The organism is Microbacterium sp. Soil_C_42 (assembly GCF_057656735.1).
On the sequence record NZ_JBDGJU010000010.1, the window covers coordinates 10893 to 25949 of the forward strand.

At 66.3% G+C, this 15057-nt stretch carries 12 protein-coding genes; 9 read left to right on the plus strand and 3 right to left on the minus strand.

Annotated elements, in window-relative coordinates:
- The first annotated feature begins 386 nt into the window (after positions 1-386).
- The 3 genes from recC to recD are packed head-to-tail and all read left to right on the plus strand — an operon-like array spanning position 387 to position 8949.
- Positions 387-3788: an exodeoxyribonuclease V subunit gamma gene (gene recC / locus AC3A46_RS08395; protein ID WP_487664745.1), complete on the plus strand. Its 3402-nt coding sequence runs from the start codon at positions 387-389 to the stop codon at positions 3786-3788.
- Positions 3785-7048: a UvrD-helicase domain-containing protein gene (locus AC3A46_RS08400; protein ID WP_487664746.1), complete on the plus strand. Its 3264-nt coding sequence runs from the start codon at positions 3785-3787 to the stop codon at positions 7046-7048. The genes recC and AC3A46_RS08400 overlap by 4 nt, the downstream gene beginning before the upstream one ends.
- A gap of 44 nt (positions 7049-7092) precedes the next feature.
- Entirely contained in the window at positions 7093-8949 is a 1857-nt protein-coding gene (gene recD, locus AC3A46_RS08405; RefSeq protein ID WP_487664747.1) for an exodeoxyribonuclease V subunit alpha, read from the plus strand.
- A 216-nt stretch (positions 8950-9165) separates the two neighbouring features.
- Here recD and AC3A46_RS08410 read toward each other — a convergent pair whose 3' ends face one another.
- Both AC3A46_RS08410 and AC3A46_RS08415 read right to left on the minus strand, forming a co-directional pair.
- The gene (locus AC3A46_RS08410; protein ID WP_487664748.1) at positions 9166-9399 is read right to left on the minus strand and encodes a DUF2188 domain-containing protein; all 234 of its coding nucleotides are present in this window, start codon (positions 9397-9399) and stop codon (positions 9166-9168) included.
- Positions 9400-9495: 96 nt separating this feature from the next.
- Entirely contained in the window at positions 9496-9699 is a 204-nt protein-coding gene (locus tag AC3A46_RS08415; protein ID WP_487664749.1) for a hypothetical protein, read from the minus strand.
- Positions 9700-9797: 98 nt separating this feature from the next.
- On the opposite strand from AC3A46_RS08415, the gene AC3A46_RS08420 reads away from it, so the two are divergent.
- From AC3A46_RS08420 to AC3A46_RS08445, 6 genes are all read left to right on the plus strand, one after another.
- A complete protein-coding gene (locus tag AC3A46_RS08420; protein WP_487664750.1) occupies positions 9798-10262 on the plus strand; it encodes a multiubiquitin domain-containing protein in 465 nt (154 codons plus the stop codon).
- Positions 10259-10639 carry an E2/UBC family protein gene (locus AC3A46_RS08425; protein ID WP_487664751.1) on the plus strand — a complete coding sequence of 127 codons (381 nt, stop codon included), beginning with the start codon at positions 10259-10261 and terminating at the stop codon, positions 10637-10639. The genes AC3A46_RS08420 and AC3A46_RS08425 overlap by 4 nt, the downstream gene beginning before the upstream one ends.
- A complete protein-coding gene (locus AC3A46_RS08430; RefSeq protein WP_487664752.1) occupies positions 10636-12012 on the plus strand; it encodes a ThiF family adenylyltransferase in 1377 nt (458 codons plus the stop codon). Before AC3A46_RS08425 ends, AC3A46_RS08430 begins: the two co-directional genes overlap by 4 nt.
- On the plus strand, positions 12000-12335 hold the full coding sequence (locus tag AC3A46_RS08435) for a ubiquitination-like system serine protease family protein (RefSeq protein WP_487664753.1): 336 nt from the start codon (positions 12000-12002) through the stop codon (positions 12333-12335). Before AC3A46_RS08430 ends, AC3A46_RS08435 begins: the two co-directional genes overlap by 13 nt.
- A gap of 77 nt (positions 12336-12412) precedes the next feature.
- A complete protein-coding gene (locus AC3A46_RS08440; RefSeq protein WP_487664754.1) occupies positions 12413-13303 on the plus strand; it encodes an SDH family Clp fold serine proteinase in 891 nt (296 codons plus the stop codon).
- Positions 13304-13525: 222 nt separating this feature from the next.
- Entirely contained in the window at positions 13526-14155 is a 630-nt protein-coding gene (locus tag AC3A46_RS08445) for a DUF2510 domain-containing protein (protein ID WP_487664755.1), read from the plus strand.
- Between the two features lie 129 nt (positions 14156-14284).
- Here the strand turns inward: AC3A46_RS08445 and AC3A46_RS08450 are convergent, their stop codons facing one another.
- Complete coding sequence (locus tag AC3A46_RS08450) at positions 14285-15040, minus strand: thermonuclease family protein (protein WP_487664756.1); 756 nt, start codon at positions 15038-15040, stop codon at positions 14285-14287.
- Between the last annotated feature and the right edge of the window lie 17 nt (positions 15041-15057).

The following is a 15057-nucleotide window of genomic DNA, read 5'->3' on the forward strand; positions in this document are numbered from 1 at the left end:
CGCTTCCTCGTCCTGGGGGCTCGTCGTTCGTCGCTCGTCCTCGCTGCTCGTCGTTCGTCGCTCGTCCTCGCTGCTCCTCGCTCGTTGCTCGTTGCTCGTTGCTCGGGCGATCTTCGTCAGCGCGGGCTTCGTCCTCGGGCGGCGTCCGTGGATCTGGACCTGGCGTTCGCAAACCAAGCCCTCATCGTGCACCTCATCGACCCGGCTATCCGTAGCCGCTGGTGCCACAGATCCGATGGCGCGGCCGCCATCGTTGGCGCCTCGATCAACGACCGGCTCGCGGGCGCACTCACCTCTGCTCAGCTGTGCGCGTGCGGACGGTTCGGTCGCGACCAGTGTTAGACGCCAGCTCAGCACCCGTTACCCTCACAGGTAAGGGGTGAGGCATGTTTGTCGTCCATCGAGCAGAGACCGGGATGGTGCTCGCGGAGGAGCTCGCGCGGTTACTCGCCGACCCCCTGGAAGATCCCTTTGCGCCCGAGATCGTCGCGGTACCCGCGAAGGGGGTGGAGCGTTGGGTGACGCAACGCCTTTCACTGCATCTAGGGACTTCCGGAGTCGGCGTCATTGCGCCCAAGGATGGGGTATGCGCGAATGTCGCCTTCCCCTCCCCTCGGCAACTGCTTGAGGATGTAGCCGCCGAGAGCTCGCCCACTATTGGGCAAAGGTTGGCGGAGTGGGCACCACCACGCCTGACCTGGTCGGTCCTTGCCGTTCTGGACGAGAATCTCGATGAGAACTGGTGCCGACTGCCACGCCAGTACCTGTTTCCGAACGGCACAGGCGAACGAGAAGTGCCGGATCGACGGCTAGGTTTCGCGACTCGGGTTGCTAGGTTGTTCGACGCGTACTCCCACTCCCGGCAGGAGATGCTTGAACGGTGGGCAGCCGGCGAGTATGTCCTGTCCGAGGGTTCCACGATCGCCGCTGCTGAGCAGTGGCAACCCCGACTTTGGCGCGGCGTGGTGGACAAGCTCGGGGGCACCTCTCCGGTCGACCTGCAAGCACAGCTTGTCGAAGATGTGAGAGCCCACCCCGAGCGGGCGGCGCTGCCTCGCCGTCTGAGCGTGTTTGGCCCGAGCCGGGTGACCCGACGCGACCTCGAGATGCTCCACGCCCTCGCAGAGCACCGGGATGTGCACCTATGGCTGCACCACAGTTCCCCTGCTCTGTGGGAGTCCGTCTGCCGCTCTCCCGTCGCGGTGCGCCGATCCGAGGACATCACATCGCTCTCCAATCCGCTTCTGCGCAGTCTGTCCCGTGACGTTCGTGAACTGCAGATGCTGCTGCGCACCTACGCGCCGGCCCACACGTCGATCCACCACCCCTCACCAGCGCGAACCGGAAACGCCGACCTGCTGAGAATGGTTCGGGAAGACCTAGCGAGCGATACGGTTCCCCAATCACTCACCGTTCTGGCTGCCGCAGATCGCAGTGTCCAGGTGCATGCCTGTCACGGTCGCACCCGCCAGGTGGAAGTGCTCCGCGAAGTCGTCGTCGGATTGTTGGCGGATGATCCCACTCTCGAGCCACGAGATCTCCTGGTCATGTGCCCCGATATCGAGACTTTCGCGCCGCTGCTATCAGCGGTGTTCGGGCCTCAATCCCCAGGTCACGAGCCCCACCCGGCCGAGCAGATTCGAGTGCACATCGCCGATCGTGCCCTGCACCAGTCCAATCCCGTGCTGGCCGTCCTGGACGCGCTCCTCCAGTTCGGCACGGCACGTCATACCGCCAACGAGGTGCTCGGGTTCGCCGAGCTGCCTGCGGTTGCCCGCCGCTTCCGCTGGGATGACGAAACGCGCGAGCAGCTGCGCGCGTGGACGCGCGCATCGAATGTCCGGTGGGGATTTAACGATGCGGATAGGAGTCAGTGGCAGCTGTCCAGGGTCGCTGATGGCACCTGGCAGAGCGGACTGGACAGGCTCCTGCTTGGCGCCGCATTCGATGCAGCCAGTGACGACACACGCCCAGTGGCGCAACTGCTCCCCGCGGACGATATCGACTCCGCTGACCTGGACCTGCTGGGACGGTTCGCCGAGTTGCTCGACCGGTTGGATGCCGCACAGGTCCTGCTCACACAACCGCACACCGCGGCGGAGTGGGCGGACATTCTTCACCAGGTAACAACCGGCCTGACGTTGCCGGACCCGGACGCGCCGTGGCAGGCTCTCCAACTTCGCGAGCTGCTGCAGGAGGTGCTCATCGACAACGCTGGCGGGGCGGCCTCACGTTTGGTGTTGACGTTGCAGGAGATCCGCCCGGCGCTGCGGGAGGCGTTGGCGGGACGTCCGACCCGGGCCGGGTTCCGTACCGGCGCTCTCACTGTGTGCGAGCTCGTACCGATGCGGTCGGTTCCCCATCGTGTAGTGGTTCTGCTGGGATTGGATGACGGGGCCTTTCCTCGTCAGAGTGTCCGCGACGGAGATGATCTGCTCGCCCGCGACCCGTGGATCGGCGACCGCGACCCGCGTAGCGAGGATCGCCAACTGTTCCTGGATGCAATCGGGGCAGCCAGCGAACGGCTCATCGTCATCTACACCGGGTACGACCAACGCACCGGCGCCCCGGTGCCCCCAGCTGTTCCCCTTGGCGAGCTATTCGATGCCCTCGATCGCACCGCGATTGGCGCCGACGGACGGTCAGCGCGGGAAACGGTCACCACCCACCATCCGCTACAACCCTTCGATGCGCGTGCATTCATCACTGGGGCCATGGCAACCGCTCGCCCGTTTAGTTTCGATCCACGCGCGCATGCCGGTGCGATCTCGGCCACGCAGGACCGTTCTGCCCCTCCCCTGTTGACAGATGCGCCATTGCCGACACTGACGCTCGCCGATGTGTCGTTGGAGGACCTCATGGCCCTGCTGTGCCATCCTGCACGGGGGTTTCTGCGTCAACGACTGCAGATCAGTACCACCGAGGTCGATGAGGGACTGGAAGACTCTCTCCCGCTCGAGCTGACCACGCTACAGCAGTGGGCGTTGGGGGATCGGGTGTTGCGTGAGCTGCTCACGGGGAATGACATCGCCCGGATCCGCGACCGTGAGCTCGCCCGAGGCACCCTCCCACCTGGTCCGCTCGGCACCCGGGAACTGAGTGACGTCGGGCCCCGTGCACAGGCGATCGCCCGCGCTGCCGACACGCTGCTCCTCGAAGAACCAGAGTCATACGACATCGAGGTCGACCTAGGCGACGGGACCCGACTGCTCGGCACTGTCAACAACGTCCGCGGCACCTGCCTCGCTTCGATCGGGTACGCAGCCCTCCGTCCCCGGCACCGGTTGAGTGCGTGGCTGCGACTCCTCGCCCTGACCGTGACACTGCCTAATGAGCCCTGGCGGGCCGTAACGCTCGGACTCGACCCCGATCGGACGCTATGCGCCCGCAGCACACTGCGGCCTGTCAGCGCCGAAGTCGCTGGCCGGCTCATCCGCCAGTATGTGGCCCTGTACCGGGACGGCTTGCGCGCACCCCTTCCCGTTTCCCCGCGCAGTTCCGAGACGTACGCCGTGCGGCGCCTCAACGGGACACCACCGCAGCTTGCCCGCTCCGAAGCTGCACGACAGTGGAACGACGCGTGGAAGGTGCCAGGGGAACAGTCCGACGATGCTCACACGCTGTTGTTCGGCGCTGCTGCACCGTTCGAGGTGCTGATGCGAGAAGCCGCCAGCGCCGAGGACTACTTTCAAGGTTGGCCCACGGACGAGGAAGGCGACCGCTTCGGCGTGCTGAGCAGGCGCCTGTGGGGTCCACTACTGGGATACGAAACCCGAGACACCATATGACCGCGCCCCCACACTTCGATGTCGAAGGACCGCTGCCCACGGGGACGTCGGTGTTGGAGGCGAGCGCCGGAACAGGAAAGACCTACACCATCGCGCGCCTGGTGTCTCGCTACATCAGCGAAGGGCACGCTCGGATGGACGAGCTGTTGGTCGTGTCGTTCAGCGAAGCGAGTTCTCGGGAACTGCGAGATCGGGTGCGTAGCCGGCTCGTCCAGGACCGTGATGCGTCGATCGGTGTCGCGCGCGATCGGCTCGAGCAGGCACTGACCGATTTCGACGGGGCGACCGTGACGACCACGCATGGGTTCTGCTACGCGATGCTCCGTGAGCTGGGGACTGCCGTGGACCACGACACCGACGCACTGCTGGTCGAGGACCCCTCTGCGATCGCCGCGGACGTTGCCGACGACCTCTACGCACGCAAGTGGGGGTTTCCTGGTGCGCAGGACGCAACTCTCGCGCCGAGAGACTTTCGCGAACTGACGCAGCAAGTCACTCGTGACGCGGTCACAGCCTTAGTGCCCCAACCCGATGAAAACGGACCAGCCGACGTGCAGCTCCGGGCGCGGATCGCCTCTGCGGTACGCGGGGAGGTCGCCCGACGGTTACGCGCCGGACGTCTACTCACCTACACCGACATGGTCACCCGCCTCGACTCTGCGCTGCACGACACGCACACGGCGGATGTCGCGGTCAGTCGCCTGCGGGCACGCTATTCGATCGTGCTGGTCGACGAGTTCCAGGACACCGATCCTGTGCAATGGCGCATCCTGCGCACCGCCTTCCACGGGCACTGCGCCTTGGTGCTCGTGGGTGACCCGAAGCAGGCGATCTACGGTTTCCGTGGTGCGGATGTCCAGGCATATCTCGACGCTCGTCGAGCCGCGACCACCATCGCTACCCTGCCCGCGAACTACCGCAGTGATCCGGGCGTACTGGACGGTCTGGCCGCCTTGTTCGCGGGCGCCGCGCTGGGAGACCTGGCTATCACCGTCCCCAAGGTGTCCGCAGCCGTCGAAGGCCGCATGATCGACACCGGCGCGCCGGTCCGGCTGCGGATCGTTCCTCGTGACGGACACCCGCTGACTGGTTCCGGCGACATCAAGACCGACGCCGCCAGGACGACGATCCGTGACGATGTGGCCCGGCAGATCGTTGACGTCCTCGGCGCCCCGCTGCGGCAACGGGACGGCATCGTACGAGAGGTCACTCCCGGCGATATCGCCGTGATCGTGCGTAGCAACGCCGAAGCGGAACAGATCCGTGGCCGTCTCCGTCGTGCGGGTATACCCGCTGTGGTGTCCGGACGTTCCAGCGTCTTCACCACCGACGCAGCCGCCACCTGGCAGTACCTGCTGGACGCACTCGAACAACCCCACAGCACCGCCCGGGTGCGACGTCTGGCGGTCAGCGCGCTGGTCGGATGGACGGCAATCACCTTGCTCGAGCACGTTGACACGCTCGCCGTGCACCTGCGGCAATGGGTACCCGTCATCATCAACAACGGTGTCGGCGCCCTGTTCGAACGTGTCCAGTCCGACATGCACGTCCAGGAGCGCCTGCTCCGCCAGCCCGACGGGGAGCGGCTCCTGACAGACCTTCGACACCTTGCAGAAGTTCTGCACGAGGAACAGACCCGCAATGCCCTCGGCCTGGCCGGGCTCGCGTCCTGGCTGCGCCGACGACGACGCGACCACGCTGACGCCGCCATAGAACGCAGCCGCCGCCTCGAAAGCGACGCCGCCGCTGTGCAAGTCCTCACCTCCCATATGAGTAAGGGGCTGGAGTTCCCCGTTGTGCTGGCTCCCTCGCTCTGGGACCACCGGCCGCGGCCCCAGATATACCCGCGCTTCCACGATGGTGGCGAACGGTTGCGAGACATCGGCGGGCCTTCTGCTCCCGACAACGCCGCGCACGTACAAGCGAACAAAGAGGAGGATGCGAACGAGGAGATGCGACTCGCGTATGTCACCCTCACGCGAGCTGCCGCCCTCGTGATCGCGTGGTGGGCCCCCACCCAAAACAGTTCATCCGGGCCTTTGACCCGGATCCTGCTACACACCGACCCGACACGCGTCGCACCCTTCTCGCTGCCGATGCCTAGTGACCGCGATGTCCTCGCTCGAGCTGAGGACCGCGCTACCACCAGCCGCGGCGCACTCCACGTCAGCACGATCGCATCCCAGACCCTGAGCGCGCCTCCCCAGTGGGTTGCGCCTGCCCCGGATGCGGTGGAGCTTCGTCTTGCGTCCTTCGACCGTCCCGTCGATCGTGGATGGCGTCGGACGTCCTACACGGCACTCACCCACCATCCAGCCCAGGCACACGCCATCGAGAGACCCTTCGCTGACGATCTGGATGCGGCACTCAAGAACGACGAGCAAGACATCGCCGACACGTCGCTCCTGTCCGTGCCGGCAGAGCACCCCGACGCCGAGCTGCACCAGTTCCCGTCCCCGTGGGAAACACTGTCCAGTGGAAGCGGATTCGGAACCCTCGTGCACCGGGTCCTCGAGCAATACCAACCAGAGTGTGACCTCGCCGAACTGATCACGTCCGTATCCCCCGGTTACAGGCACACCCCCATGCTCAGTGACGCACTTCAACACGCCCTGGACACGCCGCTGCATCCGCTCTTGGACAGCTCCTGGTCCGCGATCAACGCAAACGACCTGATGCGGGAAGTGGCATTCGAACTCCCCCTCGCCGGAGGTGACATCCCCCACAGCGCAGCCGCCACCCTTGCCGGGCTGGTCGACCTGTGGCGTCAACATGTCCCCGATGGGGTCATGGCCGGGTACGCCGACACGCTCGCCCAACTCGCCACCGAGGATGCGGCGCGCACGCTGCGCGGCTACTTGACCGGATCGATCGACGCGCTCCTGCGCACACGTGCGGACACAGCCACCGACGAGCAGTATGTCGTCATCGACTACAAGACCAACCGGCTCACCCCCCGAGACGAACCGCTCACCGCCTGGCACTACCGACACACCGCCATGGAGACGGCGATGATCGATGCCCACTACCCGCTACAGGCCGTGCTGTACTCCGTCGCCCTGCACCGCTACCTGCGGTGGCGGCGCCCCGGCTACGATCCGGACCGGCACCTCGGCGGCGTCCTCTACCTGTTCCTCCGCGGCATGAGCGCAACGAACCCGCTCGACCACGCCGGCTTCACCCCAGGCGTATTCACGTGGAAGCCACCCGCACGCCTGATCACCGAGCTCTCCGACCTGCTTGCGGGCGGTGACCAGTGACGTCCCGACCGTCGACCGCGGACATCGCGCAACGGGCAACCGGCGTGCTCGCCGCGTTCAACCAACACGGGATCCTCACACCGGCCGATGTGCATGTGGCGTGCCGCCTCGCCACTCTCCTCCATGAAACCGACGACAACGTCATCCTCGCCCTCGCGCTCGCTGTTCGCGCCACTCGTCACGGCTCTGTCGTCATTGACCTGTCCTCGATCGCGCAGACCACCTCCGCGGGCGAGGACGCGGAGACGTCGGATAGTCCCGGCGTCCCCTGGCCCGAACCGGGCGCATGGGCGGCCGCCTGCGAGGCCAGTGCTCTCACGAGCGGGACTGAAGGCCCGTTACGCCAGAGAGGGACGCTGCTGTGGTTGGCCAAGTATGACGCCCAAGAACAGCGTGTCGCCGATCAGCTACTCGCGAGGACTCGAACGCTGCCCGACGACCTCGACCTCGCACAGTTGCGCACTGGCCTCGACCGACTCTTCCCTGATCCTGCCGATGCCGACCAACGCCTCGCCGCAGCGATCTGCGCCCTCCCCGGGGTCTCTGCGCTCACCGGTGGTCCCGGCACCGGAAAGACCACGACCGTCTCCCGGCTGCTCGCCCTTCTTCGCGAACAGCGCCCACAGTGGCGGATCGCGCTCGCTGCACCCACGGGGAAGGCGGCGGCCCGGCTCGGCGAAGCTGTCGCCCGATCGCTGGCGACACTCCCTGGCGCGGACCAGGCCCGCCTCTCCGGGCTCGAAAGCACCACCTTGCACCGGCTGCTCGGTTGGCGCACCGGACCCCACTCCGGGTTCCGGCATGACCACACCGACCGGCTTCCGTTCGACGTCGTCGTGATCGACGAAGCCTCCATGGTGTCGTTGACCATGATGGACCGGCTCCTGGACGCCTTACGCCCAACGACACGACTCATTCTCGTCGGCGATCCCGATCAGCTCGCGTCGGTGGAAGCCGGTGCTGTGCTTGCCGACATCGTCGGCGACACCGCTCCAGGGCCACGCACCGCCCCGTTCCTTGGCGCGCTCGATGCGATCAGCCCCAGCCACGGATCCACTCCGGCGGAACCCACTCCGGCGCACCGCCTTCGGGACGGTATCGCCCAACTGACCACCAACCACCGATTCCACGCTTCCTCCGCGATCAGCGCACTGGCGTCAGCAATCCGTGCTGGGCACATCGGCGACACCCTAGACATCCTGCGCGCCAGCGACACTGGCATTCAGTTTGTGGAATTCGACGACACCACCCCTCCCAGCGGAGAAGTGCTGGGCATCGTCCAAGCCGAAATCGAAGCATGGGCCGCAGCCGTTCGTGCCGAGACTATGCGCGGCGACCACCACGCAGCACTGCACGCGTTGGAGAGTCACCGGCTCCTGTGCGCGCATCGCCGCGGTCCGCGCGGCGTGCACCACTGGGGCGCCCTCGCCAAACGTTGGGCGACATCCGGCGCGTCCGGCTCGCGTTCTCCGAACCTGGACGCCTACCATCTCGGTGAGCCGCTCCTCGTGACCGCCAACGACTACGAAATCGGCCTCTTCAACGGCGACACCGGCATCGTCGCCGCACCACCCGATCTCCGATCTGGCGCCACACAGGCATGGTTCGACCATGGTGGCCAGCCCGTCACCGTCCCGCTCGCCCGTCTCGGCGCTATACAGCCCGCGTACGCGATGACCGTACACCGCACCCAGGGCTCCCAGTTCGGACGCGTAACCCTGATCCTCCCCACGGCCACCTCGAACCTCGCAACCCGCGAGACGCTGTACACTGCCGTCACCCGCGCCGTACACCACGTCCGAGTGATCGGATCCATCGAATCCATCACAACCGCCGTCAGCACACCCATCGCGCGCGCCACCGGTCTCCAGGCGCGGCTTACGCTCGAAGATGCGAGCTGACCCACGTCTGTACGCAACAGGACCGTCATCCGTTCGCCCGGACCTGCGGCCATATCGTCATGCGCGTTGCGGTCGGCGAGAAGGCTGATTGTGCCGTCGCGAACTCGACTTCCTCAACATTGCCGGAGAACCTTGCAGCGCGTGGGTGAACGCCGACACGAGGCTCTGACGACGAGTGCTTTTGGAAGCAGCACGTCGCCGCCTTTCCACTAACGGTCAGCCGGCGGGAGGGTGCGGGTCCTCACCGTAACTGTTGCGGTCGTGGATCTGACCGTTGTCCTTGCGGTGCTTGAGCCACTCGCTGTCCGTGTTCCGCGCCAGCTCACGGCCGCGCTCGGACGCTTCCGCAGCGGTGTCGTGCGTGCTGGACGCGCGGGTGTTGCCCTCTCGACGATTGACCCACTTCTGGGACTCGTCGTCGTAGGACGTGTGCACATCTCCCTTGGCCATGGGAGCCCTCCTTAACTCTGCGCACGAGTAAGCCCTGCGCGCCTATGAATGGGGTCCAGCGCTTAGCGCTGGACCCGTGGATCAATGCGTGCCTTGTCAGCGGAGCAAACCTTGTGCGCGCTCAATGCGCTCGCGCAATCCTGCTTGAAACTCTTCGCTCTGTCTGACGGTGGCGATGTGACTGGAAATCGCAGCCCTGATGACATCTGAGACCGGCTGGTTCTCGACGCTGGCCACAGTCTCCAGTTGTTCGGCTTGTTCAGCCGAGAGGCGGATCGTCATTGCTTTCTGTCCCGACATACATGCATTCTGCCACCAATGTCCCCGAAGTGTCAACACATCGCGGTGGTGTGGTATCTTGGTATCACCTGCTCAACCCGACGCCCTAGGAGGACACCATGAGCACCCAGCACGAGAACCGCGGAACCAAGGTCGCTATCCACATCGACGGGAAGCCGTACAAGCTTCCCGCCGGCCCCACGTCTGTCGAGCAGCTGCGGCAACTGACCGACCCTCCCGTGCCCGCGGGCAAGGACATCTGGCTCGACATCGAAGACGCCCAGGATGAGGTCCTGGATGACGCCAGCACCATCGACATCGTCGACGGCATGCGGTTCTTCACCGAGATCGAACCGATCACGATCCGCATCGACCGCACCGACTACGAGGTGTTCACGCGGAAGATGACCGGCACGGAACTGCGTGCGGTGCCTAGCCCCGACGTCGCCGCCGATCGCGACCTGTGGCGCGACGTGCCCGACAAGCGTGACGTGAAGGTGCAGGATGAGGACATCGTCCGCCTCAAGGACGGCATGCGCTTCTTCACCGCACCGGGTCGCATCAACCCCGGCAGCCAGCGGTGAAGCTCCCCGCCGCGGACCAGGAGTTCCTGGCGCGTTCCGGCATCCCGCACCGGGTGTTCGAGGAGAACGGAATGCTGAACGTCGAGCTGCTCGACTTCCCGCTCCCGCCAGGGCTGAACGCCACCACCGCGAACATTCTGTTCCGGCTCTCCCCCAGCTACCCGGACACCCCGCCGGACATGTGGTGGACGATCCCGCACCTGCGGCCTGTGACCGGCGCGACAATCCCCGCCACCGAATCCATCGAGACATATGACGGCCGCAGCTGGCAGCGGTGGTCACGCCACCTCGACGTCGCCACCTGGCGGTCGGGCATCGACGGGCTGGAAAGCTACATCCGGCTCCTGCGCACCGAGCTGGACGCGGCCGCAGCATGACCACCACCCTGCGACTGACCGACGACCTGCATGAGGCGCTCAAGACGATGGCGGTCGGCGACGTGGAGAGCGCCGCGGTGCTTCTGGCCAAGCCCGTCGCACTCTCCGCAGACCGCACTCTGCTTCTGGGAACCGAGGTCATCCCCGTTCCGGACAACGCGTACGAGGTTCGCACCGACATGTCCCTGCAGGTCACGTCGGACGGGTACGTGCATGCACTGAAGGTCGCGCGTCAGCGCGGCCTGATGGCGATCTGGGTCCACAGCCACCCGGGCGACGGCGCGATCCCGCTGCCCAGCCGCCACGACCGGGTCGTCAACGACCAGCTTGCCGATCTGTTCGCCGACCAGACCGACACCGGGGTGTACGGCTACCTGGTTGTCGGGCGCCGCGGCGACGCGCTGACCTTCAGCGGCGCCGTCACCGGTGGTTTCGAAGGTCCTATCCACCAACTGTCCGCCATCGGATCCCGGTGGACCTACCGTGCGGCCTACGACACCGACGATGCCTCGGACTACGACCTGTTCGACCGCAGCATCCGTGCGTTCGGAAACCAGATCCAGGAGACCATCGGCAGGCTCACCGTCGGCATCGTGGGCTGCGGGGGCACCGGCTCGGCCACCGCTGAACAGCTCGCCCGGCTCGGCGTGCGCTCGTTCATCCTCATCGACCCCGACACGCTCTCGGCCTCGAACACCACCCGGGTGTACGGGTCCTCCCTCGCCGACGTCGGCCGCCCCAAGGTCGACGTGCTCAGCGACCACCTGGAGCGCATCGCCGACGGCGTGACCACCGTCCGACTGCACGGCAGCATCATCACCGAAGACATCGCACGCGCACTGCGCGGCGCGGACGTCATCTTCGGATGCACCGACGACAACGCGGGACGGCTGCGGCTGTCCCGGATGCCGTACTTCTACCTCGCACCCGTCATCGACTGCGGCGTGCAGATCCCCGCGGCCGATGGCGTCATCGCCGGCATCTTCGCCCGGGTCACAACCCTGCAGCCCGGCGCCGCCTGCCTGATCTGCCGGGACCGCGTCGACCTCGCCCTGGCCGAGGCCGAGACCCGCACCCCGGAGGACCAGGAGCGACTGGCGAAAGAAGGGTACGCGCCGTCCCTGCCCGGAGTCGAGCCGGCAGTGGTCTCCTTCACGACCCTTGTCGCCGCCACCGCGGTCAGCGAACTCCTGGAACGCCTCGTCGGATACGGCGAGACACCGTCCCCGACCGAGCTCATCCTGTACATCCACGACCGCACCGTCCGCGGCAACATCGAGTCACCGCGGCCGCACCACTACTGCGACCCCGACACCAACTCGGTGGGCACCGACGACGACGACATGTTCCTGGGGTTGAATTGGATCTCCTGACCCGCATCCGCTACTGGCGGCGGTGGAAAGCCGACCTGACCGCGCCCTCCGTCGGAGACACCCCTGAAACCATCCCGCACCGTCACGCCATCGTGGTCGGGTCATCGGACCACCCGAAGTGGCTCATCTTCGACTGCCCGTGCCGGCGGGGGCACCGTGTCATGCTGAATCTCGACGTCGGCCACACGCCACGGTGGCGCACCAGCAACGACATACCACTCACCCTTCACCCGAGCGTCGACGAGCGCAGCCCCGTCGGCCACTGCCACTACGTCGTACGCGAGGGGCGCGTGCACTGGATCGAAAAGGCGGACCCCCGATGACACCGACAACTGAGCGCTCCCTTCCGGAGCCGCCCGACGCACGTGCGGACCCGGCCGCGGCGGAGGCACTCCGATTCGTGCCCACGCTCACGCCACAGCCCACGCCGGGGCCGAAAATCCCCACGAAAACCCCGCTGTACGAGGCCATGAACGCGGCGCGGTACGCACGGCAGTCGCTGGTGAGGGAGATCGAGGCCCTCACCGGGACGACACTGCTGTGCTACATCTCCCCAACGCCGATGCAAATCCATCGCACCGACGTGGTCGCCATGGTGGACCTGCTTCACAACGTGACACCCGGCACCCCCATCGACCTGCTTCTTCACTCCCCCGGTGGCGACATCGACGCGGCCGAGAAGTTGATCACCCTGATACGCAAGCGAGCGGGGACCGCCTCGGTGCGGGTCATCGTTCCCGATTACGCGAAGAGCGCGGCGACCCTCATCGCTCTGGGCGCGGACACCATCGTCATGTCAGACTCGTCGGAGCTGGGCGCCATCGACCCGCAGGTGGAGCTGCCCGACTCGAACGGGCACGTCTCGACGCTGTCCGCGCAGAGCTACATCGACGCGTTCCAGACGCACGCAGACAACCTCAAGAAGGATCCGGAGGACCCTGTCGCGCGGCTCATGCTCAGCAAGATGGAGCCGGCCACCGTCCGCAAGCTCGAGCGCATCACCAAACGCTCTCGCGCCATCGCGGAGGACCTGCTCAAGCAGGTCATGGTCAAGGATGAGGAGCAGGCCGACGAGATCGCGAAGCAGCTCAGCGACACCAAACGCTGGCACTCGCACGGGCAGATGATCTCCCATGAGAACGCCGCCGGCCTCGGCTTGAATGTGGCGTATCTCGCGCCGCACGACCCGCTGTGGACCAAGTACTGGCGGCTTTACTGCCTGCAGCTGTGGGCGAGCGACGGCAACGTGAAGATCTTCGAAAGCAGCTATGCTTCCATCCCCCTCGCGTGAGGCCGAGGACGCGGTACCGACGCCTCCGTACATCCGCAGCAACGTCACCGGTGAACTAGGGGACTTCGGCACGGATAGATGAGATCCTGACCTGGCTCTGCACGAAGTGGCCCGCTCACCGAGCACCGCCCGGTTGGGGATGGTGGGAGAGCTCGGTTTCGACTTCAAGCTCAGCGGGCGTCAGATCGCGGACCGCTGAGCGACTTCTGCCAGTATGTGGCCGTGGGGAAGAACGACCTGAACAAGCGCGTCCTGGACATCGCCACAGCCACGGAGGCCGAGGCTCAGCTTGCTGCAGACGCGGGGGATCTAGCCGAAGCCAAGCGCGTCATCTCGAACGGCATCCGGGATCTCCGTGACTACAAACGGGAGCTCACCGAGGCCGAGCGGTCAATCCGCGATCAGTTCCAGGATGCCAAGTTGAAGAACCGCGCATCGGGTCAGACGGTCGGCATGTTTGTCGGCAGCAAGACGCGCGCCGCCATGGCACGAGGACGTGCGGCGGAAGGTCGGCGCCTGGCGTCGCGGCAGGCTGCAGCGTTGCAGCCTTACGTGGCGGCGAAAGCCACCGTGGACCGAGCGATTGCCGCTATGGACCGCGCCAAAGCAGAACTGACGAACGAAGCTGCGAGGGCGCGCGAGGGCAAGCCATCATCGGGCACGAGCACGACGGGCGTGCCGGCGGCGGCGACGCAACCCGCAGCCCCTCCCACCACCCCACCGCCTCCGCCCCCCGTTCCCGCCCAGTGGGCCGCTGATCCGCACGGCCGTCACCAGCATCGATGGTGGGATGGAACGCGCTGGACAGAACACGTGTCCAACGACGGAGTGGTGAACGCCGATCCGATTTAGCGCCTGCGAGGCGGAACGTCAGTCCCTCCCAGTTTCACGACTGCCCGTGACGGTCGGGCGCAGCGCCCCGGCGAACGGGCGTCGCCCGTATGAGGCTCGGGAGCGCCTTCGCCCTTCCTCTCGTCGTGACTACTCGCAGGCGAGTCCGTCACCATCTCCGTCTCCGCCGTTGCCGGTACGGTTGGCGAACCAGTCGTATGGCTCCGCCTGCGTTGGGTCGTCGCGATTGAAGGGCCCGGTCGGGTGCCCGACGGTGTTCTTCTTCAGCTTCGTGCAGGAGGAGTACTGCTCCCACCATCGGTCGGCGGCGGTCGTGGGCGGGACGGCCGAGGCCGAGTTGCACGCGACGGTGATCACGGATCCGTCTGGGCTGAGGGTGGCCAGCTGTGCAGCGCGGTAGTCCGTCTCACGAGGGTGGGCCGGATAACCATCAGTTGAGTCGTAGCGCGCCACCGCGTGGCCGGCTTGGAGTTGCAGAAGTCCGAGGTCGGCACCCGTCGCGGTGGTGACGTAGCGGATGAGCCGACCGTATTGGTCCTGGTCATTCTCTCCTCGGGGCAGTTCCAGCGTCACCGTGTCGCCGGGAGCGAGCTGGCTGACAATCGCGGCAGCGGCTTGATCGTCGCCGCACTCGCCGCGTTCGGGCGTGTCGATGCCAATGATGCGGACCGTCCCGGCGCTGGTCTCGATAGTGTCGCCATCGACCACCGACACGAACGTGATCTGTTCCGACGCGGGCGCGCCACCCGTCGATTGCGAGTTGGATGCCGATGTGGGCGCAGCCACGACCGGGTCGACTGCCGGTGACAGAGCTGCGCAGCCTGACAGCACGAGGGCTGACGCGAGCACCGCGCAGACCGGCACGAGCACCTGTCCAACCCGCATGGTCTCCCCGTTCCTTC

Coding starts and splice junctions, on each gene's coding strand:
- AC3A46_RS08415 (WP_487664749.1), bottom strand. CDS start 9,699: ATGTCGGGACAGAAAGCAATGACGATCCGCCTCTCGGCTGAACAAGCC.
- AC3A46_RS08430 (WP_487664752.1), top strand. CDS start 10,636: ATGACCACCACCCTGCGACTGACCGACGACCTGCATGAGGCGCTCAAG.
- AC3A46_RS08420 (WP_487664750.1), top strand. CDS start 9,798: ATGAGCACCCAGCACGAGAACCGCGGAACCAAGGTCGCTATCCACATC.
- AC3A46_RS08410 (WP_487664748.1), bottom strand. CDS start 9,399: ATGGCCAAGGGAGATGTGCACACGTCCTACGACGACGAGTCCCAGAAG.
- recC (WP_487664745.1), top strand. CDS start 387: ATGTTTGTCGTCCATCGAGCAGAGACCGGGATGGTGCTCGCGGAGGAG.
- AC3A46_RS08450 (WP_487664756.1), bottom strand. CDS start 15,040: ATGCGGGTTGGACAGGTGCTCGTGCCGGTCTGCGCGGTGCTCGCGTCA.
- AC3A46_RS08400 (WP_487664746.1), top strand. CDS start 3,785: ATGACCGCGCCCCCACACTTCGATGTCGAAGGACCGCTGCCCACGGGG.